The organism is Acinetobacter sp. YH12208 (assembly GCF_013418055.1).
In the GTDB taxonomy this organism is placed as follows: Bacteria; Pseudomonadota; Gammaproteobacteria; order Pseudomonadales; family Moraxellaceae; genus Acinetobacter; species Acinetobacter pseudolwoffii.
The window spans coordinates 1-16736 of sequence record NZ_VPCT01000002.1 but is presented as its reverse complement, the minus strand read 5'-3'; the positions used below and the strand labels follow the sequence as shown (position 1 = coordinate 16736).

The following is a 16736-nucleotide window of genomic DNA, read 5'->3' as shown; positions in this document are numbered from 1 at the left end:
AACAGAGGTCTAATTATTTGCAGATAGTTAGACCTCTTTATCTTATAATAAAATTGCTATAACTGGTTGTTTATTCATCGGATAGAAAAATTATTTATTTTATGACACGATCTATTTTAGAGGTTTAATCACTTCGAATTTAAAAGTAAGCCATTCATCTAGGATCAAGTCAGGAATCATGAATAACACATTAGATTGAACTAGAGTCGAGCTTTGAATATTTTTAATTTATTTCATCAGATAGACAAAATAAAAAAGAGCGCATAAGCGCTCTTTTAAAATTGATTGTCGAGCTTAGTCGCGAACAAATTCAACTGTGCCATTTGCCAAAGATTTTACGCGTGCCAGTGACTCCACACGGTAGCCTTTTTCAAGCAGCAAGTCGCGACCAGGCTGGAATGATTTTTCAATCACAATACCAATACCGACCACTTCTGCGTTTGCCTGATGAATCAGATCGGCCAGACCCAGCGCCGCCTGACCATTCGCCAGGAAGTCATCAATCACTAAAACCTTGTCGGTTGAGCTGATGTGTTTATTTGAAATCGCGATGGTGCTTTCAGTCTGTTTGGTAAATGAAAACACTTTAGAGCGGTATAAATCATCTTTCAGGGTCAAAGACTGGTATTTACGTGCAAAGATGACAGGTACACCAAGTTCTAAACCTGCCATCACTGCAGGTGCAATACCTGATGCTTCAATCGTAATAATTTTGGTGATACCAGCATCCTTAAACAGACGCGCAAATTCTTGACCAATTAATTGCATCATGACTGGGTCAATCTGGTGGTTTAAGAAAGAATCCACTTTCAAAACTTCTTCAGAGAGAACGATGCCTTCGGCCAAGATTTTCTGTTCTAGTGCATGCACGGGAGAATCCTCAAGAGCAGGTGCTTTTTCAAGCAAAAGCGTATTGTAAAAAGCACCCGGAAAAAATCAAGTGAAATTCACCAAAATCTTAGTTGCTTGCACCTTTATAGTCAGTTAATAGCAAACCATAAGAGGTTTTCTTGTCTACATGCGAAACCTTGACTGGCAGATAGTCAAGGTTCGGTGCCAGCCAGAAGATGGTTTCACGACCCGGCTTGCTATGCTTCATCACCACCTTGATGGTATTAAAAGAACCATATTTGGTACTGACCGTTTCTGAACCTTGTCGAACAAACTTACGGCCTTCGACCTCTTTAGCATCAGCAAGATAATAATTCGATTTTAAGCCACCATTTTTTAGATCTTCACGAATTTGTAATTCCGCATTCAGTTCATCCAGAACATCGGCTCTCCAGGCAAAAGAACGCTTTTCATCATCTTTTCTGGTATTGATGGTTTTGCTGGAAGGATTAAAGTTAATACTCATGGTGTTGTTATGCACCAGGATTTTACTGCTACGACTGAAACTGCTGGAGCCAATCTTGCCGTTATTAAAGGTGAAACGGCTGGTTTCAGTTGCTGAAGCAATACCACCGGCTTTTGCAGCAAAGACGTAAGTCCAGTTATTGCCAGATTTACTCAGAGTACGGGTGGCAGAACCCATATTCTTGCCATTATAGCTAAATTGATAATTGGCTTGGAAAGGCGTCATGGCAAAAGCCTGGCTAGAAATACCAGTCAACAGTATTGCACCGCTTAGACCTGTGGTCATCGCTAAAGTCTTAAATACAGTCTTCACCATTAGTCATTTTCCTATATTGGTTAAACGGGCAAAACATCTTACTTGTTGTAGCTTTTATTCTTTAGGCAAAATATGGAAATTTAAGGGATATTTCTAGCAAAAATGTATCTTTCATGTAGTTTTTTTCAACAAAAGTTCAAAAAACGAGATTGAATAGTATTCAAGACGGATCTTTCTGTTTGATCGGGGTCACCAGGTTATCGTCCATTTCGTCTTCATCCCAATTTTCCTCTCTGTCTTGAGAAAGTTTCCTAAACAGGGCTGCCAGATTCACATTACCAATCACCACCAGTTCAGCTTCGCGAAGCACTGCATGATTCACATGAACTTTTCCTAGAGTATCAATAATCGAACGGTTTTTGCCTAACCAGCGGTTCAAGTCCAGATACAGCAAGTCATCAATGACTTTAATAACGCCAAGTTTTTCCAGAATCATGCCCAATGGATCTTTGTTCAAGATGCGTTGATAGAAGAACAGGGCAAAACGCACCCCAAGCTTATACAACAGATTTGGATATTTGGCGTCAATAAGCTGTGTATCACTGATTTGCTCGAATACAATCAGCTGGGTGGTCTTATTCAGTTCCATCTGAACCAGCTTCAAGTCTACCGACAAAGTGATATTCAGGCCTTTATAGTCTAGTGTCGCGTAGAGACGCAGCCAGTCTTCATGCAGGTCTGCGTGTAAGTCTTTCAGTGCATCGACATTGTCGGTGACAAAGCGTTGAAAAGTTGCATTTAAGAAGACTTGCGATAAAGGGAATTCACGCTCATCCTCAATAAATCCTTCCGCCCTCTGATACACTTGGCGGATTCGGTTGGAAATATTGGAAATTAGCGTTTGCATATTGAAGCATCCTAGCAACTTTATTTTTGACTCGAAGTGTATCTTGTCGAATTGTATGAAAAATACAAGTATTCAAGCTTGAAGTTTAGCAAAATAAATAGCACCATTTTTATAGTTTTAGTTATGTAACGTTGAAGATTTGATGGATTTGGCATTTTTAAAATAGAAATGCCCAATTTGTTTATTTTTAATCTTTAAAATACTTTTTTGGGGAACTGAACTCAGGACTGAGTTTGGGTAATGTGATAAACAATGATATTAATGCCTCTGGTCAGAACCTGGTGGAAAGATCCAGTGTTTAGCAGTGCCGTGCTCACCGCAGGCATTCTGCATTTGATCGTATTGACACTGGAATTTGGTATGCCGCAAGATCGGGAGACCAGCACCAAAGAAATTGCAGTCAGCTTGCGACAGACAGATGAAAAAATTGAACACGCTGATTTTCTGGCCCAGACAGACCAGCAAGGTTCTGGCAAGTTTCGAGAAGCGCACCGGATGTCGAGTGATATGCCATCTCCTTTGTTAGAGCAGAAGGCAGGGGAAGAACAACAAGAAAGTCCGGATCTGCTGCAACAGAAACAGGAACTCAGTTTTGAAGAAAAAGTGCTGATGACCACCTTGAGCTGGCAAAAACAGGCAGAAGAAAATCAGCGTAAAAAAATGCAGGAGCAGTTACAAAGCCAGTTTCAGGCCAAAGCAGCCATGGTGGCCAGTCTGGAAGCGCAATATTTACAGCGTCAGCAAAATTTTAGTCGTCAGCAAAAAATTAAAACTGTGGATGGCATTCAATCCAAGCAGGATGTCTCTGCAGCCTATCTGGAAAAGTTCCGTCAGAAAGTAGAGTTTTATGGCAATCAGTATTATCCGGAAGCTGCCAAGCAGCAGAATCTGGCAGGTGAAGTTCGTCTGATGGTGATCCTGAATCAGAATGGCGGGATTCGTGCCATCCGATTAATTGACAGTTCAGGACATGCCATGCTGGATGAGGCTGCGAAATCTTCTGTACGTAAAGCGGCGCCATTTGGTGCGTTTGATGCCAAAATGAAGGAAATTTCTGAATTGCGGATTATCCGAACCTGGCGTTTTGATCCGGCTGAAGCAGAGTTTGAAGTGCGTTAATTCATTCTAGTTCTCTCTCCCTTTGGGAGAGAGTTAGAGAGAGGGGTTTTAACAGGTATTAGAACCTCTCCCTTGCGAACTCAGAATATATTCTGAGGCTTCTCATCTCCTAGAAGAAGAGCGAATATAAAGCATTAAAAAAGCGAGCCTCAGCTCGCTTCCTTCATTTTCTTTTAAATCTTAATCTCGTTCCAGATAAGGATTTTCAAAACCCAGTTTGGCCAGAATTTCAATTTCAATGCCTTCCATTTCTTCCGCATCTTCATCTGATGTTTCATGATCATAACCCATTAAATGCAAGGTGCCATGCACCAGCATATGGGTGAAATGCGTCAACGGCGCTTTTTGCTGCTCAAGCGCTTCAGCAAGTACCACAGGAATACAGATCACCAGATCGCCAATCGGAAAGGCATCCAGAAATTGCGCCATTTCATCTGGAAGATCGCTCGGAAAAGACAGGACATTGGTCGATTTGTCTTTGCCGCGATATTCCAGATTCAGTTTATGACTTTCATCATGATCGACACAGGCAATTCCGATTTCGCAATTACTTTGCGTACCGATATGACCTAAAGTGGTTTCGACTACTTTTTTAATAGAGGCACGTTTTAGTACCAGTTCAGGTGACTGAAAATCCTGCTGTAAGGAAAGACTAAGTTTCAACACAAATCCTTAAATTGAAAGCTTAATGCTGTGCATCTGCGGCAGCATTATTTTCAGCGATCAAGGCGTCCTGACGTGCTTTACGTTCGGCACGTGCTTCTGCACTTAAACGCTGCTGATCACTGTCCCAGCCTTCATAGGCTTCAACAATTTTCTGTACCAGTTGATGACGAACCACATCACGCGAATGAAAACGGGTGATATGAATTTCAGGGATTTTATCAATCACACGCAGGGCATGTGAAAGACCAGACTGTTGGCCGCGCGGTAAATCCACCTGCGTCACGTCACCAGTAATGACCGCTCGTGAACCAAAACCTAAACGGGTCAGGAACATTTTCATCTGTTCTGGGGTGGTGTTCTGTGCCTCATCCAGAATGACGAAAGAATGATTCAAGGTACGGCCACGCATATAAGCGAGTGGCGCCACCTCAATCACTTGACGTTCAATCAGCTTGGCCACTTTTTCAAAGCCGAGCATTTCATACAAAGCATCATACAATGGACGCAAATAAGGATCGATTTTCTGGCTTAAATCCCCTGGCAAGAAACCCAGTTTTTCACCGGCTTCGACCGCAGGACGCACCAGTAGAATGCGCTGGATTTCATTGCGTTCCAGCATGTCCACAGCAGCAGCGACAGCCAGATAGGTTTTACCGGTTCCGGCAGGACCTATACCAAAAGAAATATCACTTTGCAGAATACGCTGTACATAACGTTTCTGGTTGGCACCACGCGGATTGATCCGGCCTTTACGGGTTTGTAACCAGACATTGTCCAGGCCGGTATGTTCTTGGTCTTCTAGATCTTGCTGGAGTTCACGGTCAGTCTGACTGCCCTGAATCATTAGGTGCAGGGTATCTGCGCTGATCTGCTGGCTCTGTTCAGATTCTTCGTGTAGACGTTGCAAGAGCATTTCGGCTCTTTCAACGGCATCGATTCCACCATCCACAATAAAACTCTCTCCGCGATGGGAGATTTTGACATCTAAACGTTGTTCAATTTGCTTCAAATGACCGTTATAAGCACCTAACATCGCTTGGATACGGTCCATTGAAATCCCAGGAAAAGCTACTGTACGTCGAATCGCTGCAGTCAAAGAGTATTCCTTATGAAGTGTACGTTATATGCTCTACATTACGCCACGTCAGGCTCAAGATTCAAGAGTTCACCATAAACTAAATTCAAAGTTTTAATTTCGGTCACTTCGATCTCGGCAAAGCGACCTACCCAGGCAGGATCACCAATAAAGTTGACATAACGGGTGTTGTCCGCCGTACCCACCAGAATATTCGGATCTTTATCAGAGACTTTCTCGATCAGTACCCGCTGGATGCTACCGAGCATGGCATCCGTTTTGTCAATACTCGAGCGTTTAATCCATTGCTGAACTTTGGCCAGACGTTCTTTTTTGACATCTTCCGGAATGGTATCTTCCAGTTCTGCCGCAGGCGTACCCGGACGTTTTGAATAGATAAAACTATAAGAATGATCGAAATCCAGATCTTTAATAAATTGATAGGTCTCTGCAAAGTTCTCATCAGTTTCACCCGGGAAGCCAATGATAAAGTCTGAAGATAAATGCATATCGGGACGAACTGAGCGTAACTTTTTAATTTTCTCGATATAGACATCGATGGTATGATTACGTTTCATGGCCTGAAGCACATCATTCGAGCCACTTTGTACCGGCAAATGCAGATGCGAAACCATTTGTGGCAGGTCGCGATAACACTGAATCAGGTCATCATTAAATTCGAGTGGATGCGAAGTGGTATAACGAATCCGGCCAATGCCCGGAATATCCGCGACTAAACGCAACAGATCGGCAAAAGTACAGATATTGCCTTCAAAGGTTTCACCACGATAGCCATTGACGTTTTGACCCAACAGGGAAATTTCACGTACGCCTTTTTCAGCCAGACCAGCAATTTCAGCCAGCACATCATCCAGTGGGCGAGAGACTTCTTCACCACGGGTATAAGGCACCACACAGAATGAGCAATATTTAGAACAGCCTTCCATAATGGAGACAAAGGCTTTATAGCCCTCAACGCGCGGTTCAGGCAGGAAGTCGAATTTCTCGATGTCCGGGAAGGAAATATCCACCAGTTTGATTTTTTCTTTTTTTGGTTTTTCAATCTGTTCAAAATGCTGATCCAGCATTTGTGGCAAACGGTGCAGGGTTTGTGGGCCAAAAATCATATCGACATAATTGGCACGTTTCTGGATGTTGTCACCTTCCTGAGATGCCACACAACCACCGACACCAATGATCAGATCCGGATTTTTGTCTTTCAGCTTGCGCCAGCGACCCAGCTCGGAAAATACTTTTTCCTGGGCTTTTTCACGGATCGAGCAGGTATTCATCAGCAGAATATCGGCATCTTTCGGATCGGTGGTCAGCACATAGCCATGAGAATCGCCTAACAGGTCTGCCATACGGTGACTGTCGTACTCATTCATCTGACACCCTTGCGTTTCGATATACAGTTTTTTCACTGCAATCTCGTGGGCAGGGGTGTGCGCTGGCTGGGTAACAGTGTTTTCTGAGGCAGCTGGGGCACCATTCGGAATGAAGGTTTGAACCGTCATGTAGGCTCCTACAAGGTAATACGTTGAAAGAGTGAACGAACAGCCTGCTTGACGCATCAAACAGGTGAATAAAAATTCAATTCACGGACTGAAATCTTGGAAAGGCGCATATTTTAGCAGGAAAGTCGCTTAAACTTATAGCCTAAATTAAACGTGGAAAAATATTGATTTATGGGCAAAAATGGGCTGTAAATTAATATTGCCTAATCATAAGGTTACATAACTGAACAATACAGTTGGTTATAATATTGCAACAAAGCTTTTATGATAAGCAGCATGGGCTTGGCACAAAATCGATGAGAGAAGGCAAAGGATGTTGAAACACACTGAAAACATGTATAAATATTCTAAATTAATTACGTTAAGTGTGGCGTGTGTCTGTTCAGCAAGCACATATGCAGCTGAGGAGCAATTTAACGATGCCCTACGTGCCGCCAATGCCGGAAATACTGAATTATTACAACAATATCGTCTGTCGATGCAGAATGATGCCCTGGGTTATTATCCGGAATACTGGATTTTAAACCAGAATCTTGCCTTGCAACCTGCCAACCAGATCATCAGTTTTGCCCAGCGCTACCCGCAATCTGCAATGGCCGAAAAGCTGGCAGCGGACTATGTTGAAGAAAAAGTCAAAATGGCCGACTTCACGACTGCCCAGCCGGTATTACCTTATGTGACCAATGCCGACCCAGCCGAAGCCTGTGCAGTAGCGCAGGTGCGTGCCAAAGCCGGAGATGAGCTGGTCTATGCCGAATTTAAAGAGGTCTGGCTGACGACGAATAGCCAGCCGGATTCCTGTACCGGTCTTGGCCGGATGATGCTTTCCAGTCCTTTAATGACAGCAGAAGACCGTCAACAGCGACTTTGGGGACAACTGCGTGCCGGACAGTCTGGTCAGGCTATTGCCACCGCACAAGGGATCGGTTTGAATTTATCATTGGCACAATTGAACTCGATTCAGGCCAATCCAACCAGTTATTTATGGTCTGCGCCGAAAAGCACTGCTGCAGAACATGCCTATCTGATTTATGCACTGGGACGTCTGGCAGATACGGATCTGGACTCGGCCTTGTCTATAGTGAAACGTACTGCTGAAGGTACACCAGTACAGGTACAACGTGCCTTATACCGAGCTGTGGGCTATATCGGTGGCACCACGGTAATGAAGAACAACTTTAACCGTGAAGTATTAAATGCCCTGGATGCCAGTTATGGTTTGCCCTTTAGCCCAGAAGAAGCCGAAATTTATGCACGTCAGGCCATCCGTTTTAGTGCCTGGGAAAGTCTGATCCGTGCGATTGATGTCATGAGTGTCAATCAGAAACAGGAAGATCGCTGGCAATACTGGCTGGCCCGGGCCAGTGAACAGCGTGCAGATCGTAGCGCGAAAAAAACCGCAGAAAGTATTTATCGTAAACTGGCCACCGGGGATGATTATCACAATCTTCTGGCACGCGACAAGTTGGGACAGCTGACTGCGAGCACACCCAATCCAATTCAGCCATCGAATCAGGCCATGCAACGTTTGAATCAGGATATTCATTTCCGTCGTGCGTTCACGCTACGTAATATCAGTGCACCGAATAACTACATTAACCGTGAATGGAACTGGGCAGTGCGTCAGGCCTATCTGAAGAAAGATGATGAGCTGTTGCTGGCCGCAGCAAAGCGTGCCATGGACATGGGTTGGCATGATCGGGCCATTTATGCAGCTGACCGCACCGTGAACAAACATAACTACAATTATCGTTATCCAATGCCGCACCAGAATTACGTGGTCAGTCATAGCCGCAATGCCGGGATCGATCCGGCTTGGGCTTATGGCTTGATGCGTCAGGAAAGCCGTTTCAATACCGTGGCACGTTCACATGTGGGTGCCGGTGGCCTGATGCAAATCATGCCAGATACTGCCAAGCTGGTGGCGCGTCAAATGGGTGAGGCTTATAATCCGGCAGCTTTGACCGATATGAATACCAATATCCGTTATGGCACCTTTTATTTATCGACCATTCAGCGTCAGCTCAGCGACAGCCCAGTCTTGGCAACCGCAGGCTATAATGCCGGACCAAACCGTGCCCGCCGTTGGCAGCCAGAATTTCAGGGCATGGCAGCAGATCAATATACTGAAAGTATTCCTTTACTTGAAACCCGAGATTATGTGAAACATGTCATGACCAATGCCACACATTACGGTCTCTTGTTAGGACAGGGTGCACAGTCCGTGGGTAAGCGTATGCAACTGATACCATTACGTAATACACAATAAAATTAAAATTATTGGGGATGGTGATTTATTCATGAAAATAATGAAGGATCGTCGAGTTTGGGGGAAATGGGCAGCGCTTGTATTTTTGGGCAGCAGTCCGGCAGCATTCGCCATGCCGACAGACTATGTCATGGATGTAGAAATGGTGCCGGCTTTATGTAGCCTGTACCCTGAATATGCAAAGAAACGAAAATGTCTGGAAGGCTATTCCTTGAATATTTCCGGCTTATATCCTCAGGCTACGTCAGAAAACTGTACAACCAATAGCTCTGCGAAACTTTCACCACTTCAGTCCAAGGTGGTGGCCAGAATTATGCCGGATGAAAATACCCGGACTATTTTGTGGCGCAACATCGGCGGCTGTGTTCCAATGAATGCCAGCCAATATTTCCGGACGATTATCAATTATGCAGACCGGCTTAAAGTGCCGGCAGAGCTGACTGAACAGGAAAATATCACCATATCAGTCGATGCGCTGCGTGTGAAATTTGTGAGAATTAATCCGCAATTACCCGCCAATGCTTTGAGATTTAATTGCCAGCTTACTCAAGCTAGCAGCGTGTTGACCTCGATCAAAGTCTGTTATCACAAAAATGGCAATTATAAATCCTGTCCTGCCAACATTATTAATACATGCCCAAAAACTGTCACAATAAAAGGAACATACTGAGCTTTTTTGCCGGTTTAATTTATATTTCCTATCAGACTTTAGATGAAATCCGTCCTCTTTTATATGCATCCGGCAAAGGATTGGAGTACAATCTTTCGCGTTTACGATTATTAGATTAAATACTAACTATTTAATCGCGTTGAATATCCTCAATTGGAGATAATTAGATGAAGCAAGCAGTTCGTGTTGCCGTTACTGGCGCTGCAGGTCAAATTGGTTACAGCCTATTATTCCGTATCGCAAGCGGCGAAATGCTAGGTAAAGATCAACCAGTGATTTTGCAATTGCTCGAAGTTCCTTTTGAGAAAGCTCAGCAAGCGCTAAAAGGCGTAATGATGGAGCTTCAAGATTGTGCATTCCCTCTTCTGGAAGACATGATCGGTACTGATGATCCTAAAGTTGCATTCAAAGATGCTGACTACGCGCTTCTAGTTGGTTCACGTCCACGTGGTCCAGGTATGGAACGTGCTGACCTTCTTAAAGTAAACGGCGAAATCTTCATCGGTCAAGGCCAGGCACTGAACGAAGTTGCTAGCCGTGACGTTAAAGTTCTTGTAGTAGGTAACCCTGCGAACACGAATGCTTACATCGCAATGAAATCTGCTCCAGATCTTCCAGCGAAAAACTTCACTGCAATGTTACGTCTTGACCACAACCGTGCTGCATCTCAAATTGCTGCGAAAACGGGCAAAGCGGTTAAAGACATCAAAAACCTTACAGTTTGGGGTAACCACTCTCCAACTATGTATGCTGACTACCGTTTTGCAACAATCAACGGCGAAAGCGTTAAAGACATGATCAACGACCAAGAATGGAATGCAAATACATTCCTTCCGACTGTTGGTAAACGTGGTGCTGCGATCATCGAAGCACGTGGTTTGTCTTCTGCTGCTTCTGCTGCAAACGCTGCAATCGACCATATGCGTGATTGGGCGCTTGGTACAAACGGCGAATGGGTAACTATGGGTATTCCTTCTGACGGTTCTTATGGTATCCCTGAAGGCGTAATGTTCGGTTTCCCTGTAACGACTGAAAATGGCGAATACAAAATCGTTCAAGGTCTTGAAATCGACCAGTTCAGTCAAGAGCGTATCAACTTCACGTTGAACGAACTTGAAGAAGAGCGCGCAGCAATTGCTGACATGCTTAAATAATTTAGTCTTTTAGATTAAGTTAAAAAAGCACTCCATTTGGGGTGCTTTTTTTATAGCGATTATTTTTAATGAACAAAAAATAACATGCTGTGATGCAGCAGCAACTGAATCTGCTGCAAGCCTGCGCTAAATTGATAAGTATAAATAATGCAATAAAAGGCGAGGTGAAGAAGATGTTTCATCAACATCCAACGTTAGAAATGTTCTTCCAGCAACTCGGATTGGACTCTAGCCCTGAAGCCATTGATGAATTTATTAAAACACATCAAATCGGGATGGATGTTCCTTTACATAAAGCCCCGTTCTGGTCTAAGGCACAACATGATTTCATCATCGGTAACTGGAAGGAAGATGATGAATGGGCCATTGTGGTCGATATCCTCAATGAACAGTTGCATAGCGAAGCCCAAACCTCAGGATCATGCGATTTATAGCCAGCATGATCAGTCATTAAGCTAATTTCTATTTGATGAATATTACAATTTTTATAGCAGGAGCACGTGAATCATGTTTGAACAACAGCCAACTTTAGAATTATTATTTGAACAATTGGGTTTACCTTCTGATGAAGCCGCAATTAATGAATTTACCCATAGCCATCAGTTGCCATCTGAAGTCGCTTTACCGGATGCCGAATTCTGGAGTGAGGGTCAAAGTGCATTCTTACGCGAGCACTGGCATCAAGATGATGAATGGATTGTGATTATTGATAAACTGAACCAGCTGTTACATGTCGAAAGTGACAAGCAAGGTGTTTAAATTATAGTCTACAAAAAGAAACAACAAACCTAGTGAAATGACTAGGTTTTTTTTGTCTTATCTTATAAGTTAGATCTATAAATAATTACAATTTATCTGATATAAGGAGGGCGACATGCTCATGAAGAACCAACCATCCTTAGAAATGTTATTTTCTCAACTCGGTCTGGCCAATAGCGCTGCTGCCATTGAGTTGTATATCCGGACTCATCAGCTTCCAGCAGGCCTGTCCTTGCATGAGGCACCATTCTGGAATAAATCCCAGCGTTCATTATTGATTAGTCATCTGGTACAGGATGATGATTGGGCAATTTGGGTCGATGAACTGAATCAGCAATTGCACATGGACGCCTATAGACGCCAACCGGCTTAATCATTTTTCCTGTGCTTTTCTGATATTTAAAATAAGACAATATAATTTGCATTAAAAAAACGCCTCATCTGAGGCGTTTTTGTTCTTTGGCTTAATGCATTTTGCTTTTTAATATTTTGTTAAACCATTCGTGCTGACGATAATCATTAAATGCATGATGCTGCTGTAATAATTCAAGCTCAAATTCGGCAGTCGTAGTGTATTTACCTAACCAGTGACGGGTCAGGGCAGGCTCATTTTTACTGGCGCTGGCATAGGCCAGAAAGAAATAAATATCGCCATGTTCATAACTCGCCATTGGTTTTAGAATTTGCTGGGTAATCAGGGCGAAATGGTGCTCTTTGGTCAATTCAAAGAACATCATATAGGCCTTGGCCAGATGCAAAGATAGGTTGATATACATGCGCAGCGGCATTTCTTCAAATTCTACCCGGCCTTGTTCCAGCAACACTACGGCTTCTTGCAGGAAATGTCGCTGTTCCTGACGTAATTCACTTAAAGTCACCAGCTGTAAACGAAGATCAGCACGTTCAAGCGTTAATTCTGGCGTATTGCCTTTTAAATACAATTGGTCAGTTTCACCCAGACGTTGAATAATCTGTTTGGTTGTTAATCGCATCAACGCAATCCTCATTTCTCAATAATGGCTATATGAGGCTAAAAATTAAAATTTAAAGCGGCAGGTCGTCTTAGAGCAGTGAGGTATCACTTCTTAGCCAGGCGGTAATGGATAGGCGTTGCTGTTTAGAGATCAAGACTTCATGTAATAAATCGCTCTGGAACAGCGCCATTCGGTTCGGTTTTGGCTGGATAATATGCCATTGGTCATGTTTATCCTGTAGGCGTAGTTCACCGCCCCAGTCCGCCTGCCATTGTTCATGCAGATAATACACACTGGAAATCATCCGGCCATTTTTACTTTGGGGATTGTCGCGGTGCAGGGCATAGAACTCACCCGCGTGATAGCAAGCGAAATGGGCTTCAATATCTTTGATGCCTAAATAAAACGCACGGTTTAAAGCTTGAGAAAACTGTTGCAGGGTTTGGGTGTGTAGGTGGGAAATTTGAAATTCAGGTCGTAACCAAAGAATATGATCACTACGGATGTTGCTGACGACGCCATTTTGAATGGCTGCATTACGAAATTCGTTTAAGTGGCTTAAGCATTCCTGACTTACCGCATGTTGATATTCGCTAGAATAAGCATCGTCAACAATACTAAAGCCATGTTGATCTAAATCATCTAAGATTTGATCAACATTCCAATCCCCTGGGATGATAACAGCTTCCATTTTTTTCAATTCTCGATAGTGTGGCAAAACAGGTTCGCTATTTTAGTGTAAGAATCGTGCCTGAACGAAACTATTTTTCATGTTAAAATAGCTGTTGATATTAGGAATTAATGAAACATGAATTACCGTCACTCTTACCACGCAGGCAACTTTGCCGATGTCATGAAGCACGTTTTATTGCTTCAGTTGTTGACTCGACTGAATGCAAAAGACAAACCTTATCGCTATGTAGATACACATGGTGGTGCGGGTAAATATGATTTATCGACTGCTGAAGCGCAAAAATCAGGTGAGTTCTTAAACGGTATTCATCGTCTTGTTAAACTGGATGACTCGATCAAGCGTAATGCACCTGAAGGCGTACAACAATATTTGAAAGTTGTTGAGAAAATGCGTGAAAACTTTGGTAAGGGTGCTTATCCCGGTTCACCTTGGTTTGCCCTTGAAGGTATGCGCGAGATTGATAAAGCGACTATTTTTGAAATGCAGCGTGATGTGTTTCAGCAACTTCGTCATAATATTTTTGACAAGCGTGCCGGTTTGCATGAGCGTGATGCTTATGAAGGTCTTTTGGGGGTGATTCCGCCGAAAGAAAAACGTGGTCTGGTGATGATCGATCCACCTTATGAGCTTGAGCGTAAAGATTTTCCACAATTGGTAGAATTACTGGTTGCCGCTTATAAGAAATGGCCGACAGGTGTATTTGCTGTTTGGTATCCAATTAAAGACCGTGCCATGATTGAACGCTTCGAGAAAAAAATGTTCAAGACCGGCATCCGCCGTCAACTGGTGTGTGAAGTCTGTGTATGGCCGGATGACACCCCAGTCGGCTTGAATGGTTGTGGTTTGCTGGTGATTAATCCGCCTTGGAAATTCTCTGAAGATGCAGATGAAGCACTACAATGGTTATTCCCACATCTTCGCATGAGTGAAAATGGTGGTCACGCTGCAGTTCGCTGGTTAGTCGGCGAATAATTTTTTCAAAGCACAGGTCATAGCTAGGATCGACAAGAATGACAAATATAAGCAAACCGGAACGCGACTCTTCAAAAGACTTGCCTTTTGATGGCATCACCTTTGAGGTGGAAGAAGAGGAACATACCCAGGAAGGGCAGAAAGTTAAGCGTCGAGGCATCTATCTATGGCCGAACCTGATTACAACCGCTGCGTTGTTAGCGGGTTTCTACTCCATTATTGCCAGTATGAATGGCAATTTCCAGCAAGCGATCTATGCAATTTTTATTGCGGCTTTGCTGGATGGTTTGGATGGGCGCGTGGCGCGTGCGATTGGTGCGCAAAGTCCGTTTGGTGAACAGTTTGATTCGCTTTCCGATATGCTGGCTTTTGGTGTGGCTCCCGCGATTTTGATGTATAGCTGGGGGTTGAGTGATTTAGGCCGGATTGGTCTGGCCGCCTGTTTTGTCTATACCGCCTGTGCTGCTTTTCGTCTGGCCCGCTTTAACGTACAGATTGGCGTGGTAGACAAGCGTTATTTTATTGGTGTGGCCAGTCCATTGGCGGCTCTCATGATTGTTTCGCTGGTCTGGGTCGGTTTAGATTTTCCTGAAATTTTTGATATTCATGAAGCATCCATTCAGATCATTAACGCCGTTGTCATTATTGCGGTGGGCTTGTTGATGATTTCCAATATCAAATATTATTCATTCAAGACCGTAGAGCGTAAACGCGTTCCGTTTTTTGTATTACCAATTGCCGTATTTGTCTTTGCTGCGATGACTTATAATATTCCTGTCGGCATTCTGGTAATTTCTATTCTCTATGCCTTATCTGGTTTTGTGACCACCTTTATGGCAAAAAGATCGAGTAGATTATAAAAATATAAGGAGTCTGAGATGCGGTTTCTTCAAGATTTTTTAGATCGTTCGAAACAGCTGAATCAGACTCCAACTGTTTCGCATTATCCTGCCTATCATGGCCCCAACTCAAAATATAAGATTATTCATCAAGGTTTGATGATTCCTGGACTTCCGGCGCCGCTGCACTATCTAAATTTTCTCAGCATTATCGGGCAGCCGAATGCACCGATGCTGGCCAATCCCAGTGCAATTCAAACCAACGCACTGGATACCGCAATAGTGATTTGCAGCACCAGTTCGCATATGGTCGGCCAACTGCATCGTTATTCAGTACAGCAGGACTGTAACTTTGATGCTGGCTTATTTCAGTTTTTAGATCGGGAGCAACTGAGTGGGACCTTTCCTCATTTTCGTTTGCAGCGTTTTGACTCGGAACTCAGTTTCGATTTAAGCATTCATACCACTCAGCTCATTTCCCACTTTAGCCAGGTGCGGTTTTCACTTGCCGAGCACTGGTCTTTGCTGTGCTATTGCCAGGGCACATTAAAATATAAACAACAGACATATAATATTGATAGCCTCGGAAGTTTTGAATATGCACGAAGTTTCAATTTCCCTTATCTGCCTTTGGCCTTCCTGACTTATCAAATTATTAACCTGAGTGAAAACCGGCAGCTACTGTTGGCGCAAATTCGGGATGGGGTGAATAGTATTGTTCAGTCTCGGATGTATTTGCGTGATTTAAACAAGATGCAGACTCAGATGTTTGACCAAAAAGTGTATTTTAAAGTCCATCGTGTCTATCCGCGCGTCACTACGCCGAATGGGCAAAATATGTATTTGCCACGTGAATTTGAATGGTGTTACGAAGCTAAAGATGGCACCTGTATCTGGGTACAGGGACAAAGTCGTGGCGATTTTAAATTTGGCCTGGCTGCGGGCTATGTCGGCAGCTTCAGCTATCAGGTAAAAATAAATGAAGAGACTGAAAATGGTGAAGGGGGTTACTGTGAATACATTGATTGCCGTCCTTTGCGCTTTCAGGAGCAGGATAAAGCCGACAAACTTCTCACGCATTTAGCTAATTCTGTACCTTTAATGCTCAAAAAATAGTAAAAACTGCATTTTCTGTAGAATAAATAAACAGTCGTTGGGTTTTTGCTGAATTATTTAAAAAATGGGGTTGTGTTGGGTGTGAAATGCTGTAGAATGCACATCCATCGGCGGTGATGTTGATTAAAACTTGTTGAGAAACAGGGATTTAGCTCAAAGGGTTTAAATCTGGAAGTCTTGAAGAAGTTTGAAAATAATCGACTAAACCTGTTGACTCTTTCGAAATAAAGAGTAATATAGCCGACCTAGCTTGCTGCTGACGAAGTAGCAAGAAGATCATTAAGAGCTTATGAAGAACAACTTGTGTGGATTTTTACTGGTTGATCGATCGAAATTATTTTCATTGATTGATGGTAGAAATGACTCGAAGTTTATTTGAGAAATATTTGTCAG

Annotated in this window: 18 protein-coding genes; 10 read left to right on the top strand and 8 right to left on the bottom strand. The window is 43.3% G+C overall.

Translation table 11 applies throughout. From position 1 onward, the window contains the following. Nucleotides 1-294: 294 nt before the first annotated feature. The 3 genes from FTU95_RS02955 to FTU95_RS02945 form a co-directional block, all read right to left on the bottom strand. Nucleotides 295-870, bottom strand: coding sequence for a xanthine phosphoribosyltransferase (locus tag FTU95_RS02955; RefSeq protein ID WP_005094083.1), 576 nt, complete (start codon nucleotides 868-870; stop codon nucleotides 295-297). An 88-nt stretch (nucleotides 871-958) separates the two neighbouring features. Continuing rightward, on the bottom strand, nucleotides 959-1642 hold the full coding sequence (locus FTU95_RS02950) for a DUF3108 domain-containing protein (RefSeq protein ID WP_373686443.1): 684 nt from the start codon (nucleotides 1640-1642) through the stop codon (nucleotides 959-961). Between the two features lie 190 nt (nucleotides 1643-1832). Then, nucleotides 1833-2519 (bottom strand): hypothetical protein, encoded by a 687-nt coding sequence (locus FTU95_RS02945; RefSeq protein ID WP_005094079.1) that lies wholly within the window; start codon nucleotides 2517-2519, stop codon nucleotides 1833-1835. A gap of 261 nt (nucleotides 2520-2780) precedes the next feature. Between FTU95_RS02945 and FTU95_RS02940 the strand changes: the two genes are divergently transcribed. Further along, the gene (locus FTU95_RS02940) at nucleotides 2781-3638 is read left to right on the top strand and encodes an energy transducer TonB (RefSeq protein ID WP_005094077.1); all 858 of its coding nucleotides are present in this window, start codon (nucleotides 2781-2783) and stop codon (nucleotides 3636-3638) included. Nucleotides 3639-3818: 180 nt separating this feature from the next. Here FTU95_RS02940 and ybeY read toward each other — a convergent pair whose 3' ends face one another. The 3 genes from ybeY to miaB are packed head-to-tail and all read right to left on the bottom strand — an operon-like array spanning nucleotide 3819 to nucleotide 6896. After that, on the bottom strand, nucleotides 3819-4301 hold the full coding sequence (gene ybeY / locus FTU95_RS02935; protein WP_005094076.1) for an rRNA maturation RNase YbeY: 483 nt from the start codon (nucleotides 4299-4301) through the stop codon (nucleotides 3819-3821). Nucleotides 4302-4323: 22 nt separating this feature from the next. Then, nucleotides 4324-5400: a PhoH family protein gene (locus tag FTU95_RS02930; RefSeq protein WP_005094064.1), complete on the bottom strand. Its 1077-nt coding sequence runs from the start codon at nucleotides 5398-5400 to the stop codon at nucleotides 4324-4326. 38 nt (nucleotides 5401-5438) lie between these two features. Further along, complete coding sequence (gene miaB, locus FTU95_RS02925) at nucleotides 5439-6896, bottom strand: tRNA (N6-isopentenyl adenosine(37)-C2)-methylthiotransferase MiaB (protein ID WP_180077480.1); 1458 nt, start codon at nucleotides 6894-6896, stop codon at nucleotides 5439-5441. Nucleotides 6897-7230: 334 nt separating this feature from the next. Here miaB and FTU95_RS02920 point away from each other — a divergent pair, with 334 nt between their 5' ends. The 6 genes from FTU95_RS02920 (at nucleotide 7231) to FTU95_RS02895 (ending at nucleotide 12121) form a co-directional block, all read left to right on the top strand. Next, nucleotides 7231-9165, top strand: coding sequence for a transglycosylase SLT domain-containing protein (locus FTU95_RS02920; RefSeq protein WP_373688062.1), 1935 nt, complete (start codon nucleotides 7231-7233; stop codon nucleotides 9163-9165). A 31-nt stretch (nucleotides 9166-9196) separates the two neighbouring features. Continuing rightward, nucleotides 9197-9835: a hypothetical protein gene (locus FTU95_RS02915; protein ID WP_005168674.1), complete on the top strand. Its 639-nt coding sequence runs from the start codon at nucleotides 9197-9199 to the stop codon at nucleotides 9833-9835. Between the two features lie 167 nt (nucleotides 9836-10002). Then, complete coding sequence (locus FTU95_RS02910) at nucleotides 10003-10989, top strand: malate dehydrogenase (protein WP_180077475.1); 987 nt, start codon at nucleotides 10003-10005, stop codon at nucleotides 10987-10989. A gap of 173 nt (nucleotides 10990-11162) precedes the next feature. Then, nucleotides 11163-11423 carry a DUF2789 family protein gene (locus FTU95_RS02905; protein WP_180077473.1) on the top strand — a complete coding sequence of 87 codons (261 nt, stop codon included), beginning with the start codon at nucleotides 11163-11165 and terminating at the stop codon, nucleotides 11421-11423. A 70-nt stretch (nucleotides 11424-11493) separates the two neighbouring features. Then, a complete protein-coding gene (locus FTU95_RS02900) occupies nucleotides 11494-11748 on the top strand; it encodes a DUF2789 family protein (protein ID WP_180077665.1) in 255 nt (84 codons plus the stop codon). A gap of 115 nt (nucleotides 11749-11863) precedes the next feature. Beyond that, complete coding sequence (locus tag FTU95_RS02895; protein ID WP_005094049.1) at nucleotides 11864-12121, top strand: DUF2789 family protein; 258 nt, start codon at nucleotides 11864-11866, stop codon at nucleotides 12119-12121. 91 nt (nucleotides 12122-12212) lie between these two features. Here FTU95_RS02895 and FTU95_RS02890 read toward each other — a convergent pair whose 3' ends face one another. Together FTU95_RS02890 and FTU95_RS02885 are read right to left on the bottom strand one after the other, a co-directional pair. Further along, nucleotides 12213-12740, bottom strand: a complete 528-nt coding sequence (locus FTU95_RS02890; RefSeq protein WP_004281425.1) for a hypothetical protein — start codon at nucleotides 12738-12740, stop codon at nucleotides 12213-12215. Between the two features lie 70 nt (nucleotides 12741-12810). After that, nucleotides 12811-13413: a 2OG-Fe(II) oxygenase gene (locus FTU95_RS02885; protein ID WP_180077472.1), complete on the bottom strand. Its 603-nt coding sequence runs from the start codon at nucleotides 13411-13413 to the stop codon at nucleotides 12811-12813. A 117-nt stretch (nucleotides 13414-13530) separates the two neighbouring features. Between FTU95_RS02885 and FTU95_RS02880 the strand changes: the two genes are divergently transcribed. From FTU95_RS02880 to FTU95_RS02870, 3 genes are read left to right on the top strand one after another with little or no spacing between them, the layout of a single operon-like run. After that, entirely contained in the window at nucleotides 13531-14388 is an 858-nt protein-coding gene (locus tag FTU95_RS02880; protein WP_005094045.1) for a 23S rRNA (adenine(2030)-N(6))-methyltransferase RlmJ, read from the top strand. 38 nt (nucleotides 14389-14426) lie between these two features. Further along, entirely contained in the window at nucleotides 14427-15248 is an 822-nt protein-coding gene (gene pssA, locus FTU95_RS02875) for a CDP-diacylglycerol--serine O-phosphatidyltransferase (protein WP_180077470.1), read from the top strand. 18 nt (nucleotides 15249-15266) lie between these two features. Continuing rightward, entirely contained in the window at nucleotides 15267-16343 is a 1077-nt protein-coding gene (locus FTU95_RS02870; protein ID WP_180077468.1) for a DUF6670 family protein, read from the top strand. Nucleotides 16344-16736 lie beyond the last annotated feature (393 nt).